General features: G+C 33.7%; 15 protein-coding genes and 1 pseudogene. 7 read left to right on the forward strand and 9 right to left on the reverse strand.

Annotated features, from left to right (window positions below; genetic code table 11):
- Positions 1 to 296: 296 nt before the first annotated feature.
- The 3 genes and pseudogenes from BGC7_RS15495 (at position 297) to BGC7_RS15505 (ending at position 3,590) form a co-directional block, all read left to right on the forward strand.
- Positions 297 to 1,581: pseudogene (locus BGC7_RS15495) on the forward strand (tyrosine-type recombinase/integrase).
- Positions 1,582 to 1,625: 44 nt separating this feature from the next.
- A complete protein-coding gene (locus tag BGC7_RS15500) occupies positions 1,626 to 2,756 on the forward strand; it encodes a PDDEXK nuclease domain-containing protein (RefSeq protein ID WP_050702508.1) in 1,131 nt (376 codons plus the stop codon).
- Between the two features lie 69 nt (positions 2,757 to 2,825).
- The gene (locus tag BGC7_RS15505; RefSeq protein ID WP_050702509.1) at positions 2,826 to 3,590 is read left to right on the forward strand and encodes a DUF2971 domain-containing protein; all 765 of its coding nucleotides are present in this window, start codon (positions 2,826 to 2,828) and stop codon (positions 3,588 to 3,590) included.
- A 59-nt stretch (positions 3,591 to 3,649) separates the two neighbouring features.
- On the opposite strand, the gene BGC7_RS15510 is transcribed toward BGC7_RS15505, so the two are convergent.
- The 9 genes from BGC7_RS15510 to BGC7_RS15550 all read right to left on the reverse strand — a co-directional run bounded on the left by BGC7_RS15510 (position 3,650) and on the right by BGC7_RS15550 (position 12,723).
- Positions 3,650 to 4,411, reverse strand: coding sequence for a hypothetical protein (locus BGC7_RS15510; RefSeq protein ID WP_050702510.1), 762 nt, complete (start codon positions 4,409 to 4,411; stop codon positions 3,650 to 3,652).
- Position 4,412: 1 nt separating this feature from the next.
- The gene (locus BGC7_RS15515) at positions 4,413 to 5,756 is read right to left on the reverse strand and encodes a hypothetical protein (protein ID WP_050702511.1); all 1,344 of its coding nucleotides are present in this window, start codon (positions 5,754 to 5,756) and stop codon (positions 4,413 to 4,415) included.
- A 23-nt stretch (positions 5,757 to 5,779) separates the two neighbouring features.
- On the reverse strand, positions 5,780 to 6,445 hold the full coding sequence (locus tag BGC7_RS15520; RefSeq protein ID WP_050702512.1) for a hypothetical protein: 666 nt from the start codon (positions 6,443 to 6,445) through the stop codon (positions 5,780 to 5,782).
- A gap of 15 nt (positions 6,446 to 6,460) precedes the next feature.
- Positions 6,461 to 7,147, reverse strand: coding sequence for a hypothetical protein (locus BGC7_RS15525; protein WP_050702513.1), 687 nt, complete (start codon positions 7,145 to 7,147; stop codon positions 6,461 to 6,463).
- Positions 7,148 to 7,449: 302 nt separating this feature from the next.
- Positions 7,450 to 8,868 (reverse strand): MobV family relaxase, encoded by a 1,419-nt coding sequence (gene mobV, locus BGC7_RS15530; RefSeq protein WP_050702514.1) that lies wholly within the window; start codon positions 8,866 to 8,868, stop codon positions 7,450 to 7,452.
- A gap of 258 nt (positions 8,869 to 9,126) precedes the next feature.
- The gene (locus BGC7_RS15535; RefSeq protein ID WP_050702515.1) at positions 9,127 to 10,092 is read right to left on the reverse strand and encodes a toprim domain-containing protein; all 966 of its coding nucleotides are present in this window, start codon (positions 10,090 to 10,092) and stop codon (positions 9,127 to 9,129) included.
- A 246-nt stretch (positions 10,093 to 10,338) separates the two neighbouring features.
- Complete coding sequence (locus BGC7_RS15540; protein WP_050702516.1) at positions 10,339 to 11,547, reverse strand: VapE domain-containing protein; 1,209 nt, start codon at positions 11,545 to 11,547, stop codon at positions 10,339 to 10,341.
- A gap of 4 nt (positions 11,548 to 11,551) precedes the next feature.
- Positions 11,552 to 11,836 carry a MerR family transcriptional regulator gene (locus tag BGC7_RS15545; protein WP_050702517.1) on the reverse strand — a complete coding sequence of 95 codons (285 nt, stop codon included), beginning with the start codon at positions 11,834 to 11,836 and terminating at the stop codon, positions 11,552 to 11,554.
- Positions 11,837 to 12,006: 170 nt separating this feature from the next.
- Positions 12,007 to 12,723 carry a hypothetical protein gene (locus BGC7_RS15550; RefSeq protein ID WP_050702518.1) on the reverse strand — a complete coding sequence of 239 codons (717 nt, stop codon included), beginning with the start codon at positions 12,721 to 12,723 and terminating at the stop codon, positions 12,007 to 12,009.
- Positions 12,724 to 12,839: 116 nt separating this feature from the next.
- On the opposite strand from BGC7_RS15550, the gene BGC7_RS15555 reads away from it, so the two are divergent.
- The 4 genes from BGC7_RS15555 to BGC7_RS15570 all read left to right on the forward strand — a co-directional run bounded on the left by BGC7_RS15555 (position 12,840) and on the right by BGC7_RS15570 (position 17,255).
- A complete protein-coding gene (locus BGC7_RS15555) occupies positions 12,840 to 13,697 on the forward strand; it encodes a toll/interleukin-1 receptor domain-containing protein (RefSeq protein WP_050702519.1) in 858 nt (285 codons plus the stop codon).
- Positions 13,698 to 13,703: 6 nt separating this feature from the next.
- Positions 13,704 to 14,717, forward strand: a complete 1,014-nt coding sequence (locus BGC7_RS15560) for a hypothetical protein (RefSeq protein ID WP_050702520.1) — start codon at positions 13,704 to 13,706, stop codon at positions 14,715 to 14,717.
- Between the two features lie 1,055 nt (positions 14,718 to 15,772).
- Positions 15,773 to 16,408: a hypothetical protein gene (locus BGC7_RS15565; protein WP_050702521.1), complete on the forward strand. Its 636-nt coding sequence runs from the start codon at positions 15,773 to 15,775 to the stop codon at positions 16,406 to 16,408.
- Between the two features lie 76 nt (positions 16,409 to 16,484).
- On the forward strand, positions 16,485 to 17,255 hold the full coding sequence (locus tag BGC7_RS15570) for a hypothetical protein (RefSeq protein ID WP_157258756.1): 771 nt from the start codon (positions 16,485 to 16,487) through the stop codon (positions 17,253 to 17,255).
- Positions 17,256 to 17,315: the final 60 nt, after the last annotated feature.

The following is a 17,315-nucleotide window of genomic DNA, read 5'->3' on the forward strand; positions in this document are numbered from 1 at the left end:
ACTTTTTTCGGTTAGGGTGAACACTTTGGGGAACGAATTAAGGCGTTCGATGCCCGTTTTATGTCTTTTTCTGGCTATATGGACAAAAAGAAAAATCCTACAATATATTGATATTGTAGGATTTAACTAACTTCTTTCGCCTTCTGGCTTTAACTTTGGCGGTATGGACGGGACTCTTATTTATTTATGATAGTTTTCTGTAATTTACAATAGTTGCTATATATCAATATTTTATCTTTTTATAATTCCCTGTTTTGTTTGCATTATTCAATAGTTTTTGTAGATTTGCACGACATATGCACGACACTTTTAAATATGAAAAGTATGGCAAATTATGTTCCTTATATACTAGCGAAACGTATTTCTCAAGATGGGACTACTCCTTTGTATGTATGCTATAACTATTCTCGTTCTCGAAGGACTCTTATCGCAACAGGTTACGACATAAAGCCTGACCATTGGGACAATAAGAAAAAATGGATAAAGCGAGCTTGTCCACAATATGAAGAGATTGATCTTGTACTTACCAAAATAACATCCAAACTTGGCGAAATACTGAGTTATGCAGTAGATAATGCAATTGACCCGACTGTGGATTATATTCTACTCGAATTGGAGAAGAATAGAGAGTATGAGCAACGTTCGAATAGAGTGGATATGTTCAAAACATTGGAACTGTATATTGAAGAGAAAGCTCCTCATGTATCTAAAGACCAAGTAAAAGACTATAAGACATTACGAAAGCACCTCACTAATTTCAAAGAATATTCTTCTCAGCCTGTTACGTTTAGAAATTTGAATCTAAAATTCTACAATGAATTTATGGATTATCTTTTCTACAAAGCCGTTAAGCCAGATGGGACAGTTGGTTTAGTTACCAACTCAGCCGGAAAAGTTATACGATTGCTAAAAGGATTTGTCAACTATCAAATCACAAAGGGAGTGATTCCCAATATTGACTTAAAATCATTCAAGGTTGTAGAAGAAGAAACTGATGCAATTTATCTCAACGAGAAAGAATTAGAGGCTATTTATAGGCTTGATTTATCTGAGGATAAGGAGTTGGAAGAAATCAGAGATATTTTCATTGTGGGCTGTTATACAGGACTTCGTTACAGTGATTTATCTACTCTAAATTCGGAACATATTGACCATATTAATGGAAATATCAACATAAAACAACGGAAAGTACACAAAGCAGTCGTTATCCCCATGATTGACTATGTACCTGATATTCTGAGAAAATATCATTATAATCTACCGAAAGTACATAGTTATAAGTTCAACGAACGAGTCAAAGAATTAGGACAGGAAATAAAGCTTACCCACAAAGTGGAAGTTGTGAGAAAAAAAGGGAACAATAGGATTGCAGAAGTAAATAAGAAATGGGAAATGATTTCGTCACATACCTGTAGACGCTCTTTTTGTACAAATATGTATCTATCAGGGTTCCCTGCCGAGGAACTAATGAAGATATCTGGGCACAAAAGTCCTGCTGCATTTATGCGGTACATTAAAGTCGATAATTTTCAAGCTGCTGATAGATTGAAAGCATTGAGAAATAACTTAAAAAAACGATAAGAAGGTGAATAGATTCACTATTTTTGCATAAATACATTTTCGTCATGGCAATAGAACAACAGAACTTCAACCAACTAATTGATAATGTTTATCAAACCCATTGTCAACTCCAACTGAATGCAAAAAAAGTAGTAAATATCAATTTAACTATCCGAAATTGGCTCGTTGGTTGTTACATTGTTGAGTTTGAACAAAACGGAGAAGATCGGGCAAAGTATGGTACGAATTTGATTGGAGAACTGGCTTCAAAATTGAGAGCAAAAGGCTTGAAGGGTTTTTCTGTTAGCGCATTAAAGAATCATAGAACCTTCTATTTATTGTATCCTCAAATAGGCCAATCAGTGATTAGCTTTTTGAAAGATGGGAAAAGCCAGTCAACGACTGGCGAATTACAAAAACGTTTACCTCTCTCAATTCGGAGGTCAGCAACCCCCGAATTGCAAGAAGAGTATCCTATTTTATCTGAAACCCTTTTGTCTCAATTAAGTTTCACCCATTTTATAGAATTGATAAAATTTGATGACCCACTCGAACGCCTATTCTACGAAGTAGAAACAATAAAGAATAACTGGAGTGTTCGAGAACTTGAACGTGCTATCAATACGGCTTTATATGTCCGAACTGGTTTGTCTAAGAATAAAGAAGCTATCATCAGAAAATTCAAGAATCAGAAACCAGCTCAAAGCATAGATGTTATCCGTGACCCTTACTTTTTGGAGTTTCTCGGGTTGGAAGAACGGTCAGAATATAGTGAATCGGAATTAGAACAAGCTATTTTAGATCATTTGCAGAAATTTTTGATAGAACTTGGCACTGGCTTTTGCTTTGAAGCTCGCCAAAAACGGATTACATTTGACAATACACATTATCGCATTGACCTGGTTTTCTACCATCGTATTTTGAAGAGCCATATTCTGATTGATTTGAAAATCGGAAAATTCGATCATGCCGATGCTGGACAGATGAATGTCTATCTTAATTATTACAAAGACATTGAAATGTCGGATGGAGATAATCCGCCTATCGGAATTATTCTTTGTGGCAGCAAAGGTGAAGCTTTGGCAAAATATGCTACGTCTGGCATAGATAACCAACTATTTGTTTCTAAATATTTAGTTCAGTTACCAGACAAGAAAGTCTTGGAAAATTTTATCAAAGAAGAGTTGAATAAATAAGTTGGTATTCCATGTCCCCAATAATTACGTTAGGAAGAAAATACAGAAGAAATAATATAAACCGTTAATATGGAGAAGACATATCCAGTTTTGTATAAATACCTTGATGTAAATGGAGCAAAAGCAATGTTGTATAACAGCAATATTCAATTCACCAATGCGACAAAACTCAATGACCCTTTCGATTGCCATCCGGGGTTGATAGATTTTTCCCAAATAACACCTCACCAGTGCAAGGGATGGCCTAAAGATATTGCGATTGATTTGGAATCCCATCGTTTTGAACGAGACAGAGACAGAGCGTGGTTATGTTGTCTCTCAAAAAATTTCCAGTCAATTCTGATGTGGAGCTACTATAACAATCACAGGGGCGTTTGCATTGGATTGGACATAGAAAAAGTAAAAAAGGATATCCACTATATGCTCGGGGCATCGGTCGACAACAATTGCCATGAAGTAGTATATCGAGACATTATAGAAAAACCCAATTACTTTGCCGATAAGGAGAATTTTTTCTACTATCAAATGTTAACTAAAGCAAAGGAATGGGCACACGAAGAAGAGGCTCGAATGCTTATTTTTGAGCCAGTGCCTTGGATTATGGCTTTGACTCGTAACCCGAAAAAAGATGAGATAACAGACTGGAAAGAAGTTCGTGCATATCCTCAAATCGATGGAGAATGTTTTTCTGCAATTTATTTGGGAGTGAATATCAGCAAAGAAGATGAAAAGGAAATTATAAAAATGAGTAGGAAATTGAATCCCAATATCCATATTTATCAGATGAAAGTCAATCCTGGCGCTTTCAAATTAGATTTTAGTGAAGTGGTTTAGATAACCAACTCTTTTCTAAGATGATTCTCTTCCATTATAGTATCAATACGACCCATTGTTTAGTTCTTTAATGAATATTTATTTATTATAATACTGTATTTGTTAGAAATGGAAAACGGATTAGTATTCTTTTCTGAATCGAATTTTTGGATTAAATTCTTCACAGACAAACCATCTATATTAACTAATTCTTCAACCAATAGGCATTCTCTTATGAAATCACGAATTAAATTATAATTATATCTTAACTCATATACATCATAAAAACTTGAATCATCCTTTTTATACAATATGAATTGTTTATAAATAATTGCCCCGCTTGTAGTTCTAAATCCACAAGAATGGAAAATTCGAAACCCATGAAAATCTGACTCTCTGATTCTTTTTAACAATTCTTGTACTTTTGGCACAAAATCTTCATAAAAGACATAATCACACACATCTTGTTCATCTTTAGACATATATGAATTAACTACATTTAAGCTAACATTCCGCTTGGCCGTCTCTACATTTGGAAAAAAAGACGAACTCCCATATAAAGAATTGCTTATAGATGGTAATTGCCATAACATTCGATTTGCCTTTGCTGTTCTTCTTTGGTCAGCCATTCTATATAATTGCTCTTGTTCTCTATATATGTCAGCTAGCCAATATAAACTGTCTACATGTTCTATAATTGTTGAGCATTCAAAATAATCATAACAATCATATTGAGTCAAGACATAGTGCTCCATATATTGTTTAACTTTTTCTTCTTCTGTTTGGTTCTCATCACAAGACAGAAGAAAAAAAGAAATAAAAATAATATTTATATATTTCATACTATAATTCTCGTTTAATGCGTTCAACTAAGCCTTCAAGTAAATCAACATTATCTTTGTTTTCTATTGCAGCAGAATATATTTCATTTGCTATTGAAAGTTTATCTGGGTTATAGGGATTTATGTATTGTTTTGGATTTGCTTTTTCAAGAATGAAGGTGTATAATTTATTTGTATCAAACATAATATTCAATTTTGTATGCGCTTCGTTCCGAATAGATAATAATAGGTTGTTATCATCAGGATGACTTGTTAATATTCTTTGATACAATATGTTTGATTTCTGCACCATGTCTTGATTGTAAGGGTTCATAAAATTTTCAGGATTGCATTTTTCAAGTAACTCCTCATATAATGAAGAATAAGATTTTATTTGTAGAAGAGTTTTTATTTTACTTTTCTTTTTTATTAAATATGCAAGCCAAAAGAATAGAGGGAGTAAAAGAAGAACATATATAATTGAAGAAATCGTTATCCACTTATTGTAGATCGCATTTTTATCTATATCATAATTATATTTATTAAAACCTACGGCAAAAGTAGCTAATGGATAAACGTCATAATACAATCGATAATAATTATTATAAATCCAACTTATTCGGTGTCCATAAACATTCTGTTCTGAACTGTCTTCTGCTTGAAAAGATTCAAAATTGAACGATGTTCCAGTATATTTATCATCTGATTGCTGATTTTGTAGATAATAATATCTATTGCATAATGATAATACATCTTTAATAATAGGGCCACAGTTTGGGTCAAAGCATGACTTAAAATCTTTGTCTTCTTTTGTTATATATTCTAAAGCACTTTCTGAACATTCATCCAAAGAAGGTCTAAACTCTCGCAAATAGAAATCGCCTTTTAAATAAGCTATTGCAACAGGTTTAAATACGACATAATAGATTTTATCTTTTTCGGTTCTATTAACCATTACTATTTGCCACGGTTGTTTATTGATAGCATATATTTCATCAATACCTTTAAAATTTCCGGGTTTCAAACATTTAAACATCGTAGATACCAGATGTTGGTATCTTCCATAAGGAAAGCATTCTTCAACTGTACTCCAATAATAAAGATTATCGGAATCCCTCTTGTCAATTAGATTTACAGCATCAATATCCATAGGAGTATAAGATGCATTTCCATATTCTTCAGCTATCATAAGACGATTATTCTTTTTAAAAGAATTGTCTAATTTTTCATAAAAATCAGCCTCTAACATGGTACTTTTTTCTCGAACTGTTTCTATTGAATAGTTTTCTATATAAGAAAAACCATATAAGAATAAACCTGTAAGGACTATTACGAGGAATACTATTATTATGATTAAATTTTTCATTTGCTATATTTCATTAATTTAGACTATCGTATATTGCTAATCCTGAAACTATTTAAAATAGTAGCAAAATCACTCTTCCAAACATTGGCTTCTGATAAACGGTAGGAAAGAGTAAATGTGTGCATTCTATCATTATTATGGAAAATATACATATTTACTAATACAAAAGGGTTATCATTCAGTTGCCGTTTATAACTAATACGAATACATGACATACCGTTTACCTTCTCTATTTTTATGGGATACCATTCTGTAAGTCTCAAACCAGTACCTGAAAAACCTTGTCGTATTTGTTGTTTGAACATATTATTCATTTCCAAAATGTCAGCCTTTGTAAATTTGCAAATATTAAAACTCAATTTTTCATAATCTCCTACTGCTCCAATATCTGTTTTAATCATTACACGAGCATATTTTTCAAAGCCTTTTTCCTCCAGTTCATTTAATCCTTTCTGCTGTGCAGTTATTTGAGTAGCATCAAATCCGTATATTTTTTTAGCATTATCGTTAAATTCTTTATACTTGCCTTTTTGAACTTCCATCGTTGGTGGTAAGTCATAACTACCCACATCTTTAATGTAAATTCTACTCCATCCTGTTTTTAATAGAGGCAAAGATTTGGATAATGTTTGTGAATAACTCCCTAAAATAAGCAAAAGAGAAGACAATAATAAAAGCGCTTTTTTCATGACTATATTTTAAAATTACTTTCTTTCAGAAGATGCTTTTATTACTTTGTGATATTTAACGTTCTCATCATCTTTAAACTGAATCATTCTATATAATCCTCCTCCAACATAATATTTTCCACCTGTGCCGTAATAATCATAGGTAAAATCAACTTCAATATTATGATATATATAGTTTCGATAATCATTTGGAGGTAATGTGTTTTTGATGAACATCATTTTACACCCTTTCAGCTGATACTCATAAAAATATGTATCTTTACAATTAATATCTAGTAAATTAATTTTCCATCCAAATTTTCTAAACATAGGATCAAGAATACCCATTTGATCTTGAGATAATCCTGCCGAGTTGTAACCTTTAAAAGACCTTAACAACTCCTCAAAAATATCTGCATATATTTGTATTTCGTCAATCATTCTATAGTATTGTTGGACTTTTGGATTTGATAATATAGACGTGGACATTTGATACTTAGATGATTGTTGATCTTTGCATAATTTTTTTATTGTTACTACTCTATCGTATATGTTAATTGTATTAGAATGTGTTTCAGGAAACTCCATAAATGAAGCCATACAATCAATTAAAATATCATTAACTTTATTAATTTCTTCTACGCTTTGCTCAAATACATCTTTCTGGGCAAAGCTAAACAAAGGCATAAGCAAAAATAATAAACTAAATACGATTCTTCTCATAAATTTTCTATATGCTAATCTCTCTCAGTCCCATAGAAAGACTATATGCTACAAAAAAAGCGTAGGAACTGAGTACTGCTCTGCTAATGAGGCTCTGGTAAACCCAAGATACAAAACAGACAACAGCCCCACGCCATATTGCGTGAGAACCATCGACCTATTCTTGTATCTTTTAAAAATTTACCAGATTTTCATTAGCAAGAATTAAGCACAACGCTCTTCAAAAATGTTATTAAAACATACGTTTATGTTCTTTCTGCAAAAATAATAAAAATATTTGGATATAATTATCATTCAGACTATCATCTTTTTACACCTCTATTTTTCTCTTCTTTTGACTTAATATTTACTCCAATACTTTGCTGAAACTCCCTGTACTTTCTCCTACACCAATTTGTATCATCTACTCCGTCAATAGTCAGTTCATATTTGTCTGGCTTTTCGGGATGTTGCTTGATCTCCGCAACAGATCTTTCTGTTTTGAAATACCGTTTGTATTCGGGAGAATATACGTCCCCTTTGAATACAATAGGCTTTATTTCTAATATATTTTTGATAAGACTTTCTGTAAACTTCATAGTCTGTAACAACCTTTCAATCCATAGCAACTCTTTGATCTTGGGAAACAAGTCATGGATTTTCTTTAGTTCCTGTTTTAGTTTATCATATGTCGTCTCATGTTCCTTTTGCTTGGTCTGCATATCCTGTTTCAGAGTCTTCACTTCTTGAACTAGATTTTTCTTTTCTTCTTTAAGATTCTCTATTTCCTGTTGTTGCCGTTTCACTTTGGAAGAACCTATCATAGCGCTAATCCCATCCATAATAGTAGAACCTACATCGGCCGCCGTATTTTTGAGTTTTTCGGTTTTCAATTCGCCCTTAGTTTTACTAAGAACTTGTTCCGTTTGTTGCAATTCAGCTTCTTTTTGTTGTTTCTGCTTCTCGGCTTGTTCGTAATCTTGCTTTGCTTCTTGTTCCTTCCGGTTGAATTGCTCAATGCTCTTGCGTTTAGATTCTTCCTGCATCAGTAACAGACCTATATTAATTTGTAGATTATTGGATTCTTCCTTTTGATTACGAAAGTGTTCCGATGTTGAAATATGTCGAGCTTCCGATCCTTTGATGCCACGATCCAATCCATAGTTAGCCATAGCCTCCGCATAGCTATCCTGATATTTTGTTAGCTTATCTCTTGTCATTACATCGTCTGCACATAAGCGAGGCCTATTTGTGTTTTTCTTCTTGTACTGATTTTTAGGGGTTTCCGGTTCTTTGTTTGACTTCTTTTTTCTGCGTTCTCCTTGAACAATTGGAACTACCGAAGCATGTATATGTGGGGCATCTTCATCCAGATGTAATGTTGCTGCCACAATGTTTTTCTCTCCATATTCTTTTTTGAGCCAATCCATACTATCCTTACACCAATAGTCGAGCTTTCCTTCTGCCTGTATTCTTAACATATCTTCGGTACTGCCGGAGAGTATAAGCCGAATAACCTGTACCTGATTCTTTCCGACCTTACGGCTTAATCCTGCATTTTCGATCCTATACTTTATCGCTTCCGTCCTGTTGGTTACCCCTTCGGGGAATGGAACTAACTCTTTATTCAGATGTGTCCGTTTCGGGTCTACATTCGGAGCTATTACTTTCCGTTCTATATGGTCTGTCATCGCCGCTTCGTTTCGCGGTGATTTATCTAAATGGAGAACAACATATCCCATGATTATTTTTATATTAAAAGTTCGTAATTTTGATAATTGGAAACCATGCCTGCCGACTATACTTTGTCGGTGGACAATGATTTATCATTGTAAATAGTCGCTTATAGCGACTGTGGTCATCAGACCACTCAGGGGGATTCAAAAGGGGGAACACCCTTTGCCTATTGGGATTTTTTAGTGGTAGTGAAACGAGAGCGTAAAGAAAAATCCCTAATAGGCTATGGCTTTTTCAAAAGCCCCTGGGGTACGCACCAAAGCTTAGGGTCTGAAACCTTTGAACGGTTTCCGTTTGACTTCCGTTTTAGGCTTCTCTTTTTGCTGTATCCGTCTGATCGAAATAAGATACTCATTCAGGTCTTTATAGCCTGCATATTTTGCCGACTGATCGATTACTGCCGGATGAGTTTGTTTAATGGTTAGAGTAGCTTTCTTTCCCGGATTATCATTATCGAGATAAGTATGGACTTCTTTGTATTCTTTTAGCTTGTCGATAGCTTTGGGAAGGTTGGATAGTGAATTAAGCACTATTACATCCTCTTGAGGTACAAGTATATTCTTTAGTGACAGGTAGGAAAGGAAATCGGTAAAACCTTCAAAGACCGAGCACGATTCTTTTTTACTGTTGGTATTATTTGCTCCGCCATATGTTGTTACCTCCATAGAGGTACAGCCCTTAAATGGCTCGCTCCGTAATATCCAACCTTTACTGTCATTTGGAAACCCGATAGCAAAAAAAGGTTTTCCGTTTACGGAATAATGAATTTCAGAGCAATATTGCTTAGCGATATCAAGACTTATCTTTCTTTCCGATAGATAATCAATCAGGGCTTGATGTGTTATTGGCTGTACCTTTTGTATTGTTATAGCAGGAATATTTTTATTTGAATTATTGCCGTGAAAAGAAAAAGACTGTGATTGCTGTTGTGCTGTCGTATTGTTGTACAGATTTACTGACGTACTGTTGTATCGATTCAGCTCTTGCATTGCCTCGTTCAATGAACAATTATTGATTCGCATAACCAAATCTATTATTGTTCCCCCGTCATTGCTCCCGAAATCGATCCATAAGTTTTTATTATAATCGACTTTCAGACTTGCATTAATATCATCCCTGAATGGGGAATGGTACATGCCATAATAACCATGATCTTTAACCGGGTAAATACCTTTGCTTGCTAGATAGGCTTTGATACTTATTTTATTTGCTTCATTATATGTTGTCATAATCTTGTTTTTAATTTTGTAGAACTTTTTCTTACTACATACTACAAATGATTTAAGTGTCTTATTTTTAAGTTATAATATGTAGTGTCTATATTGAATTGTAGTAACTATGTACCTTACAACTGTAGTAAGGTAATAACAGGAGAGTAAGATGATATTTTTGCACCTACTACAGCTAATCTTTTTTCTTTCATGGGATTATCTGTTATGTAGTAGGGTCGTAAGCAAAAAAATGAATCATCTTTATTACAGTTCTTGATCGACAAAGGGATTTGGCTTAATCTTCTTTATCCGGTAACCATATACAGGAGAGGGATTACGGTTTATTCGTTTCTGAGTTCGTATAAATCCAGCTTTGCGGATGGCTTCGCCCATCCGCTTCTCGGACAGGGGCAAAGAGCTGAACATCCTAAGATAGTTCAGTACCTGAGCCGTTGTCATAAACGAATCGTCCGTATCATCCGGCTTTTCAAAACCCTGCATCAGCATTTCATATTCTACTGTCTGCACATGAAAGCCCGAACTTAACCGATGTAATTCTTCTATTTCCACATCTTCAAACCAATAGCGGACACCTTGTTTGTATAAATAGATGATTTCAGAGAAAACATGATCCATATTGATGGATAAAGCCTTGTCGATATCAATACGGATAACCTCGAAAGGAAGAAAACGTCTGCTGCCTGTCGGATCAGTCAGAAAGTCGTTGCCGTTGACCGATGCCATAAAGCTCGCCAGATGTGAATATTCTTCAATATAGGTATCGTATGGTCTGCGGTACTTGACAGCTGGAGTCGTGATCAGGTTTTTGAGTTCGTTCTCATCCCGTTTGTTTAAAGCGCGTAATTGGTCATCAATATTGATAAACAGGTATTCGGCTATCAGGGTTAATACATCTTTTCCTTGCGGATCTATCTTCCCTGTAAACAGGTAGCTTTTTAACGGATCGGGACAAAGGTGGTCGAGCCATGTTGTTTTGAACTTGCCCTGTTCGCCAGTCAGCACTAAACAGGTATGATTCTGACAACCGACATCATTCATTGCATTAGCAACAACACCTATCAGCCACTTTACCAGATACTCGTTCCATTTATCAGGATTGGAGACTTCGACGGTTTGCAAGAGTTGCTCCGTATAACCAAAGTCCAACGGATTCAGCAAAGGCAATCGAGAAAGATATTCCCGGATGGGATGTACTTTTTCCGCAAAATTGCTTTCGAGGATAGCCCGGATATTATCGGCTGAAGTGGTAATACCAATGCGGACATCAATCTCCCTGCGGAGGGAATTCAGGAAGTATTTGGTTACAGGCTTGGATTCCCCTTGTGCATGGATATCCCGGTACTCCGTCCGGCTCTTTACGGTATTGAACCGAAAGTTGTACAGCGTTCGGAGTTGTTGTTCTATCCGTTCATTTTTCGACTGGCGGACAGAGGCTGATGCTTTTTCTTTCATGGCATCAAGAATCTCCTGTGGTATCGAATTGGTTTAGGATAAAGTTTAAGATTTCCTCCTTGTTGTTAAAGACAAGTTTTTGGCCGAACCGATATTCTTTATAATAACCAAGTCGGGCATATTTACGGACTGTGGGAGCAGAGGCTTTGAGAAGTTTAACTGCCTCTTTCATCTTGATTAGGTTACTTATCGCCTTGTCAACCGGCGATGCTTGTTCTTGAGGAATACTATTTTCAACAGCTTCCTCATTTTCTGATTTTAACCAGAATTTCTTGAATGTCTTTCTCATTTTACTAATAGTTTTAAAAAATTCGAAAGACAAATATATATAACAATTTATCTGATAATAAGCAACATATCCTCACGGGACAGGTTGGGACAACAACTCACTAAACAGGACAAATCCGTGTGTCATACTAAGAATAAATAAGGGTAAATGCAAGAAATAAGGAGAGAGTATCAGGCGCCTTTATGCGATAAGATCTTCATATCCTTTTCGATAATGGAAACTGCTTTTATTAGTCCGATTCCGGAATAAAATTCTCGAATCGTATCCAAATGCTTTAGAAGTGTTTTAGTATCTACGTTACTACGGTTTAAGGACGGGTTGGCGTGTAGTTTTGTATCGGACGGAGCAATTTTTTCGCCTATAAGCATTTGCCATGCTTGTAATCGCTCTTCAGGTGTATAGGCGGAAATAAGTTCCGAAGCCAATAAATAGCCGAAGATACGGTCGCCTAATTGCTTCCGGCCTTTTATAGAATAACATTTGAAAATTTTATCCTTTACTACCTGTATCATATCTTCTTTTGTCAAGCTACCAGCTTGTGTAAAAGGTGATATGCCATACAATATAGATTTTATGGCTTCATCCGAAATATCATCCTGTATGAATAGCGTCTCTACTTCTTCACGTTTAGTTCTTATTATTTCAGCTATATGTTTTTGTTCTCTACCTGTTCCAAAAAGCAAATTAAAGAACGGTATTACGCTGGAAACCTTTAGCATAAGGTTACTCTCTTCAGATATTTTCGCACAATCATCTAAAAAGACATTTACATCAGGAGCTTTACCTTTTGCTTGTTGTATCTTAAAGCTGGCATAATAGAATTTAAGGATGGAAACACCTGATGTTCCCAAGAAGTTATCGTTGTATATTTTTCGATACTTTTCCATACTTCACTAAATTTCTCTACAAAATTACGAAGATTTTTTATTTTTACGATACTTGTTGATTTTCAGTATGATTAGGATTAACTATCTTTACTATTTATAACAAAATTATCATTCTCATGAGCATACAAAGCATAAACAGTTCTATTTCTAGCGTTGACAGGGAAATACATAGTCTTGAAAATCAAATTCAAACAATAAATAATAATATTACTCGTAAAGAGAGAGAAGCTAACAGTATCTTAGATAAGATGAATAGAGAAAAAGACTTGAAACGTATAATAACACATCAGAAAGATCTAACAAAAAAAAATGAGGATATAAATAAACTAACCAAAGATAAAGCAGGAAAGGTAAAAACATTATCAGACAAACAAATTAAACGGACTAAATTGACCCAAGAGCTTAGTAAGGAAGAGCAAAAAGAGCGAGATAAAACAAAGAAAGAACAAAAAGAGATGCTCTCTTTACAACAAAGTATTACTCGTGAAATGGAAAGACAAAGAACAATTTCAGCAGATAGCTTCCAAACAACACATTTTCAGACAGAATCCATATTGCCAGATAAAAAATATGATGTGTTTGTTTCTCACGCATCTGAAGATAAAGAAAATTTTGTTCGACCTTTTGTTGAGGCATTGCAAGCTCAAAATATTGCTGTTTGGTATGATGAGTTTGAACTTCGATTGGGAGATAGTCTAAGGCGTTCTATCGATAATGGCCTGAGAAATTCCACTTATGGAATAGTCGTGCTTTCTGAATCATTCTTTAATAAAGAATGGCCTCAAAGAGAATTGGATGGACTTTTTGCCAGAGAGGTAAATGGGGCTAAAGTTATATTACCGTTGTGGCATAAAATATCGAAAAATGAGGTAATGAATTATAGCCCTTTAATAGCAGATATGCTGGCTATTAATACGACAGATTATACTATTGAAGAAATTGCTGATAAAATTGCTCAAAGAATTAAAATCTAAAAAGATATGATAAAAAAAGAGGATAAGAAAATTTGTTTTGTGATATCTCCCATTGGGGAGGAAGGATCTGAAACCAGAACACGCTCAGATCAAATACTAAAACATATCATTACACAACCGGTATTACAATTAGGGTATGAAGTAATCAGAGCGGATAAAATCTCCGAACCGGGAATCATCACAACTCAAATTATAGAGTATATAGTAGATGCCGAACTTGTGATTGCTGATTTGACAGACCATAATCCAAACGTGTTTTATGAACTGGCAATTAGACATGCAATGAGAAAACCTCTCGTTCAAATGATAAGAAAAGGTGATGTTATTCCTTTTGATGTCGCTGCAACAAGGGTAATACAGTTTGACCTTCACAACTTAGATAGTGTAGCAGCTGCGAAAGAGGAAATATCGTCGCAAGTGAAATCGATTGAAATCGGAGGTAGTGAAGTTCAAAACCCTATATCTGTATCCTTAGACTTAAAGGTTTTAAAAGAAAGTGGAGACGCAGAAGAACGGTCTTTGGCTGATATTGTTGAAGCAATTTCCGATTTGCGACTGACTGTTGCTGGTATAGATAAAGGATTACAATCCTCTAAATCAATGGAAGAATTGAAAGCGAAAATAGAAACATTACCGTCTCTAATTGAAAATAGATTATATGACCCTGAAAGAAGAAGACGAAGGAAATTTCATCCAATGATGTTGGATGAAATAATGCATATGGAATTGAAAGAAAAAAATCCAACCTTGAGTTTCTTGATGATGATTAGTTTATTTAAGGATGATTTTCCTTGGATATATGAAGTCGGACTTGAAACTTATAATATTCTTAAATCGTCAAAATCTAAAGAAGAAAAAGAAAAGTCCCTTGAAACTTTTGAGCAATCGTTAGACATACTTGGACAACCAATATATCGGGAAATGTTCGGTAAATCAGAAGAGTTATATATGTTTAGTAAAGATATGAGGCATTTTACTCGCCGATATTTAGAACGATATTATCAAGAAGAACTGAAATAACTTCGTGAAATTATCTTGTTCTGCTAATATTATCTTGTATTGCATAATGTCAGGAAAAGAATAGGACAAATATGAATTTGCACGACAGATGCACGACAATAAAATAAAAAGCCTTGATAATCAACAGACTATCAAGGCTTTTGGCGGTATGGACGGGATAGATAGCCTCTCCCCAATGCGCTTATTATCAGTCTGTTATGAATCCCTAAAAACCATCTCCACCTCCTGCTCCAATCATCTGATCTTTAACATGTTGTAGCACTGCATAAGAGCGTTTATTTACAAAGATAGTATTTGTTTTTCAATTTATCGGATTAATGGGATGATGAATTACTTAACATTGTAAGTGAGTGAAGTTTGTATTGAAAACTAAGATCTTAAAACAATCGTTTATTTGTTATAATAGTTATACCTAAATGAGGAATAGCTTTTCTCAGATTCATATTTTATTGGGTGGTGTGTATATTCCTAAGGCTTCGTTTCACTCATCCTTAGGCATGGGGTAGGAAAGTTTTGAGCTGTTTCTTTCATACCAGTCATTTAAATGCTTAAATTTAGTCTTTATTCGTCTGTTCCTGTTTATCTTAGCCTTTAGTAAATAAATACTGCAAATCGAAAATAAAAATGGAATCCAAAGTAATATGCAATGAAGAAATCTTAAATATAAGAAAAAGTAAAAATTTTAAAGAGCTTCTATTTTGTGATAATAATGAAAAGGAGAATATTATGACCAAACTATACTCTGTTTTGGAAAGAAAACAGCAACAGTTTTATTTGCTTTAAGGGAGCAATTTTTATTACTCTAGGGACTTAGAGATAAAGTGGAATATATAAAGCATTTGAAGCTGAATTTGGTTTGATAAATATTGCATCGGGAGTAAATCGTTATGTAATTTACAAGTGATGACGAAATAAAACCGAATTGTATAGTTAGAACCGAAATAGAGGATGTCATTAATATCTTGAATAATTAACAATAGATAAATGACTTAATCAAAAGTCAATTATCTGTACATTTTGCATGTTAAACCTAAACCCTTTTTTAATTAGTATTTATGACTACAAAGAAATCAAACAAACCAATTTTTTCAAGAAACGATGAAATTGATAAAATGGCATTTATGAGTTGGAGGATGGGACTCGGTCAAATTAACAATACAATTAATTTAGCGGAAGGCTATTTTGAATCTGCTATTGTTCAGACTGAAAGTTGTTTACAAGATAACGAATGGAAAAGAGCTGATATTCTTATTTTCCCAATGTTAATGTGTTTAAATCATGGAATAGAACTATACTTAAAGGCTAGTATTTCTATTTACAACGAATTACTAAATAATAACTTAAAAGTCGATGGAACACATAACTTGAGTCAATTATATACAACTCTTAAGGCTCGAATCAAAGATTTAGATGGTCAAAAAGCATCAAATGAATTTGAGAAAAACTTTAAAGTACTATCTGATTATATTGATGAGTTAATTTCAAAAATACAAACTTCACCAAACAATGATAAGATGGATTTTTCAAGGTATTCATTTGGCAAGAAAGGGGAAAGTCATTTTTATGTAGATAGACTATCTACTAATGAGATAGATTTAGAAAATTTATTATCAATTATGAATATCATGTTTGAGAAGTTTGATGCATATACCGAATATTTGTATTATGATAAGCTTCAACAAGGTGAATGAAAATTATACATGTAAATGTTTTTTATATTTGTAATAGTTAAAAATGATATCTCATAATTATTAAAATAAAATATTAATGAATAAAGAGTTAGAATCTATTGAATATAAAAAAGCTTGGTTACAATTTCAGACGATGAAGAATTGTTTACTTCACTGTACATTATTCTCATATTATGATACAATTAGAGATGGCATTAGTAATAAAAGCAATTTCTTTTTAAGAATGATTGATGATATCACTCAATCAACTATCAGTATTGAAATTTTAGCAAAAGAGGGAATTATCAATACATGCAAAAGAGAATTGAGATATTTATTAGAGTTAGCGATAAAAGCAACCTTCATATCAATGAATAATACCCAATCTGATATAAACGATCAGATAGAAGAGTATAAAAACTTGCTTAATTCATCAAATATTAATCCAATAAACGCCCTTCAACTTAATTTCTTTAACAAACAGGATGCTACCGATTTTATAACAGATGTAAAGAGAACTTATGGACTCCTTTCTAAATTTACACATGCTAGTTCGGAACAGATTACAGAAAGAATAAATAGATCGATGGAAGGAAGAACCATTGGATTTGAGGGAATTATTGAGCAGATAAGTTTAAATAAATTGGTCGACAAAGTGTTTTCTCAAGTAATTGTTTTTACTTTCAATGTAGTACCTAAGTATGTAGTTGGAGATTATCTTGTTGAAAATGATGGTGCTATAAATAATTGGTATTTTAGAAAGTCAAAATATATTTCTTTAATTGATGAATACTTTGATTATAAGCAGGAAAGACAACATGTGATAGAACAAATTAAACACGAAAGGCTGAAAAATATAGAGAATTAAATCATCCAAAGTATAAATCCTACTCATAAAGAGTAAAATATAAAACTCTAAAATTTTAGT

The sequence above is a fragment of the Dysgonomonas sp. BGC7 genome, assembly GCF_001261735.1.
Taxonomy (GTDB): Bacteria; Bacteroidota; Bacteroidia; order Bacteroidales; family Dysgonomonadaceae; genus Dysgonomonas.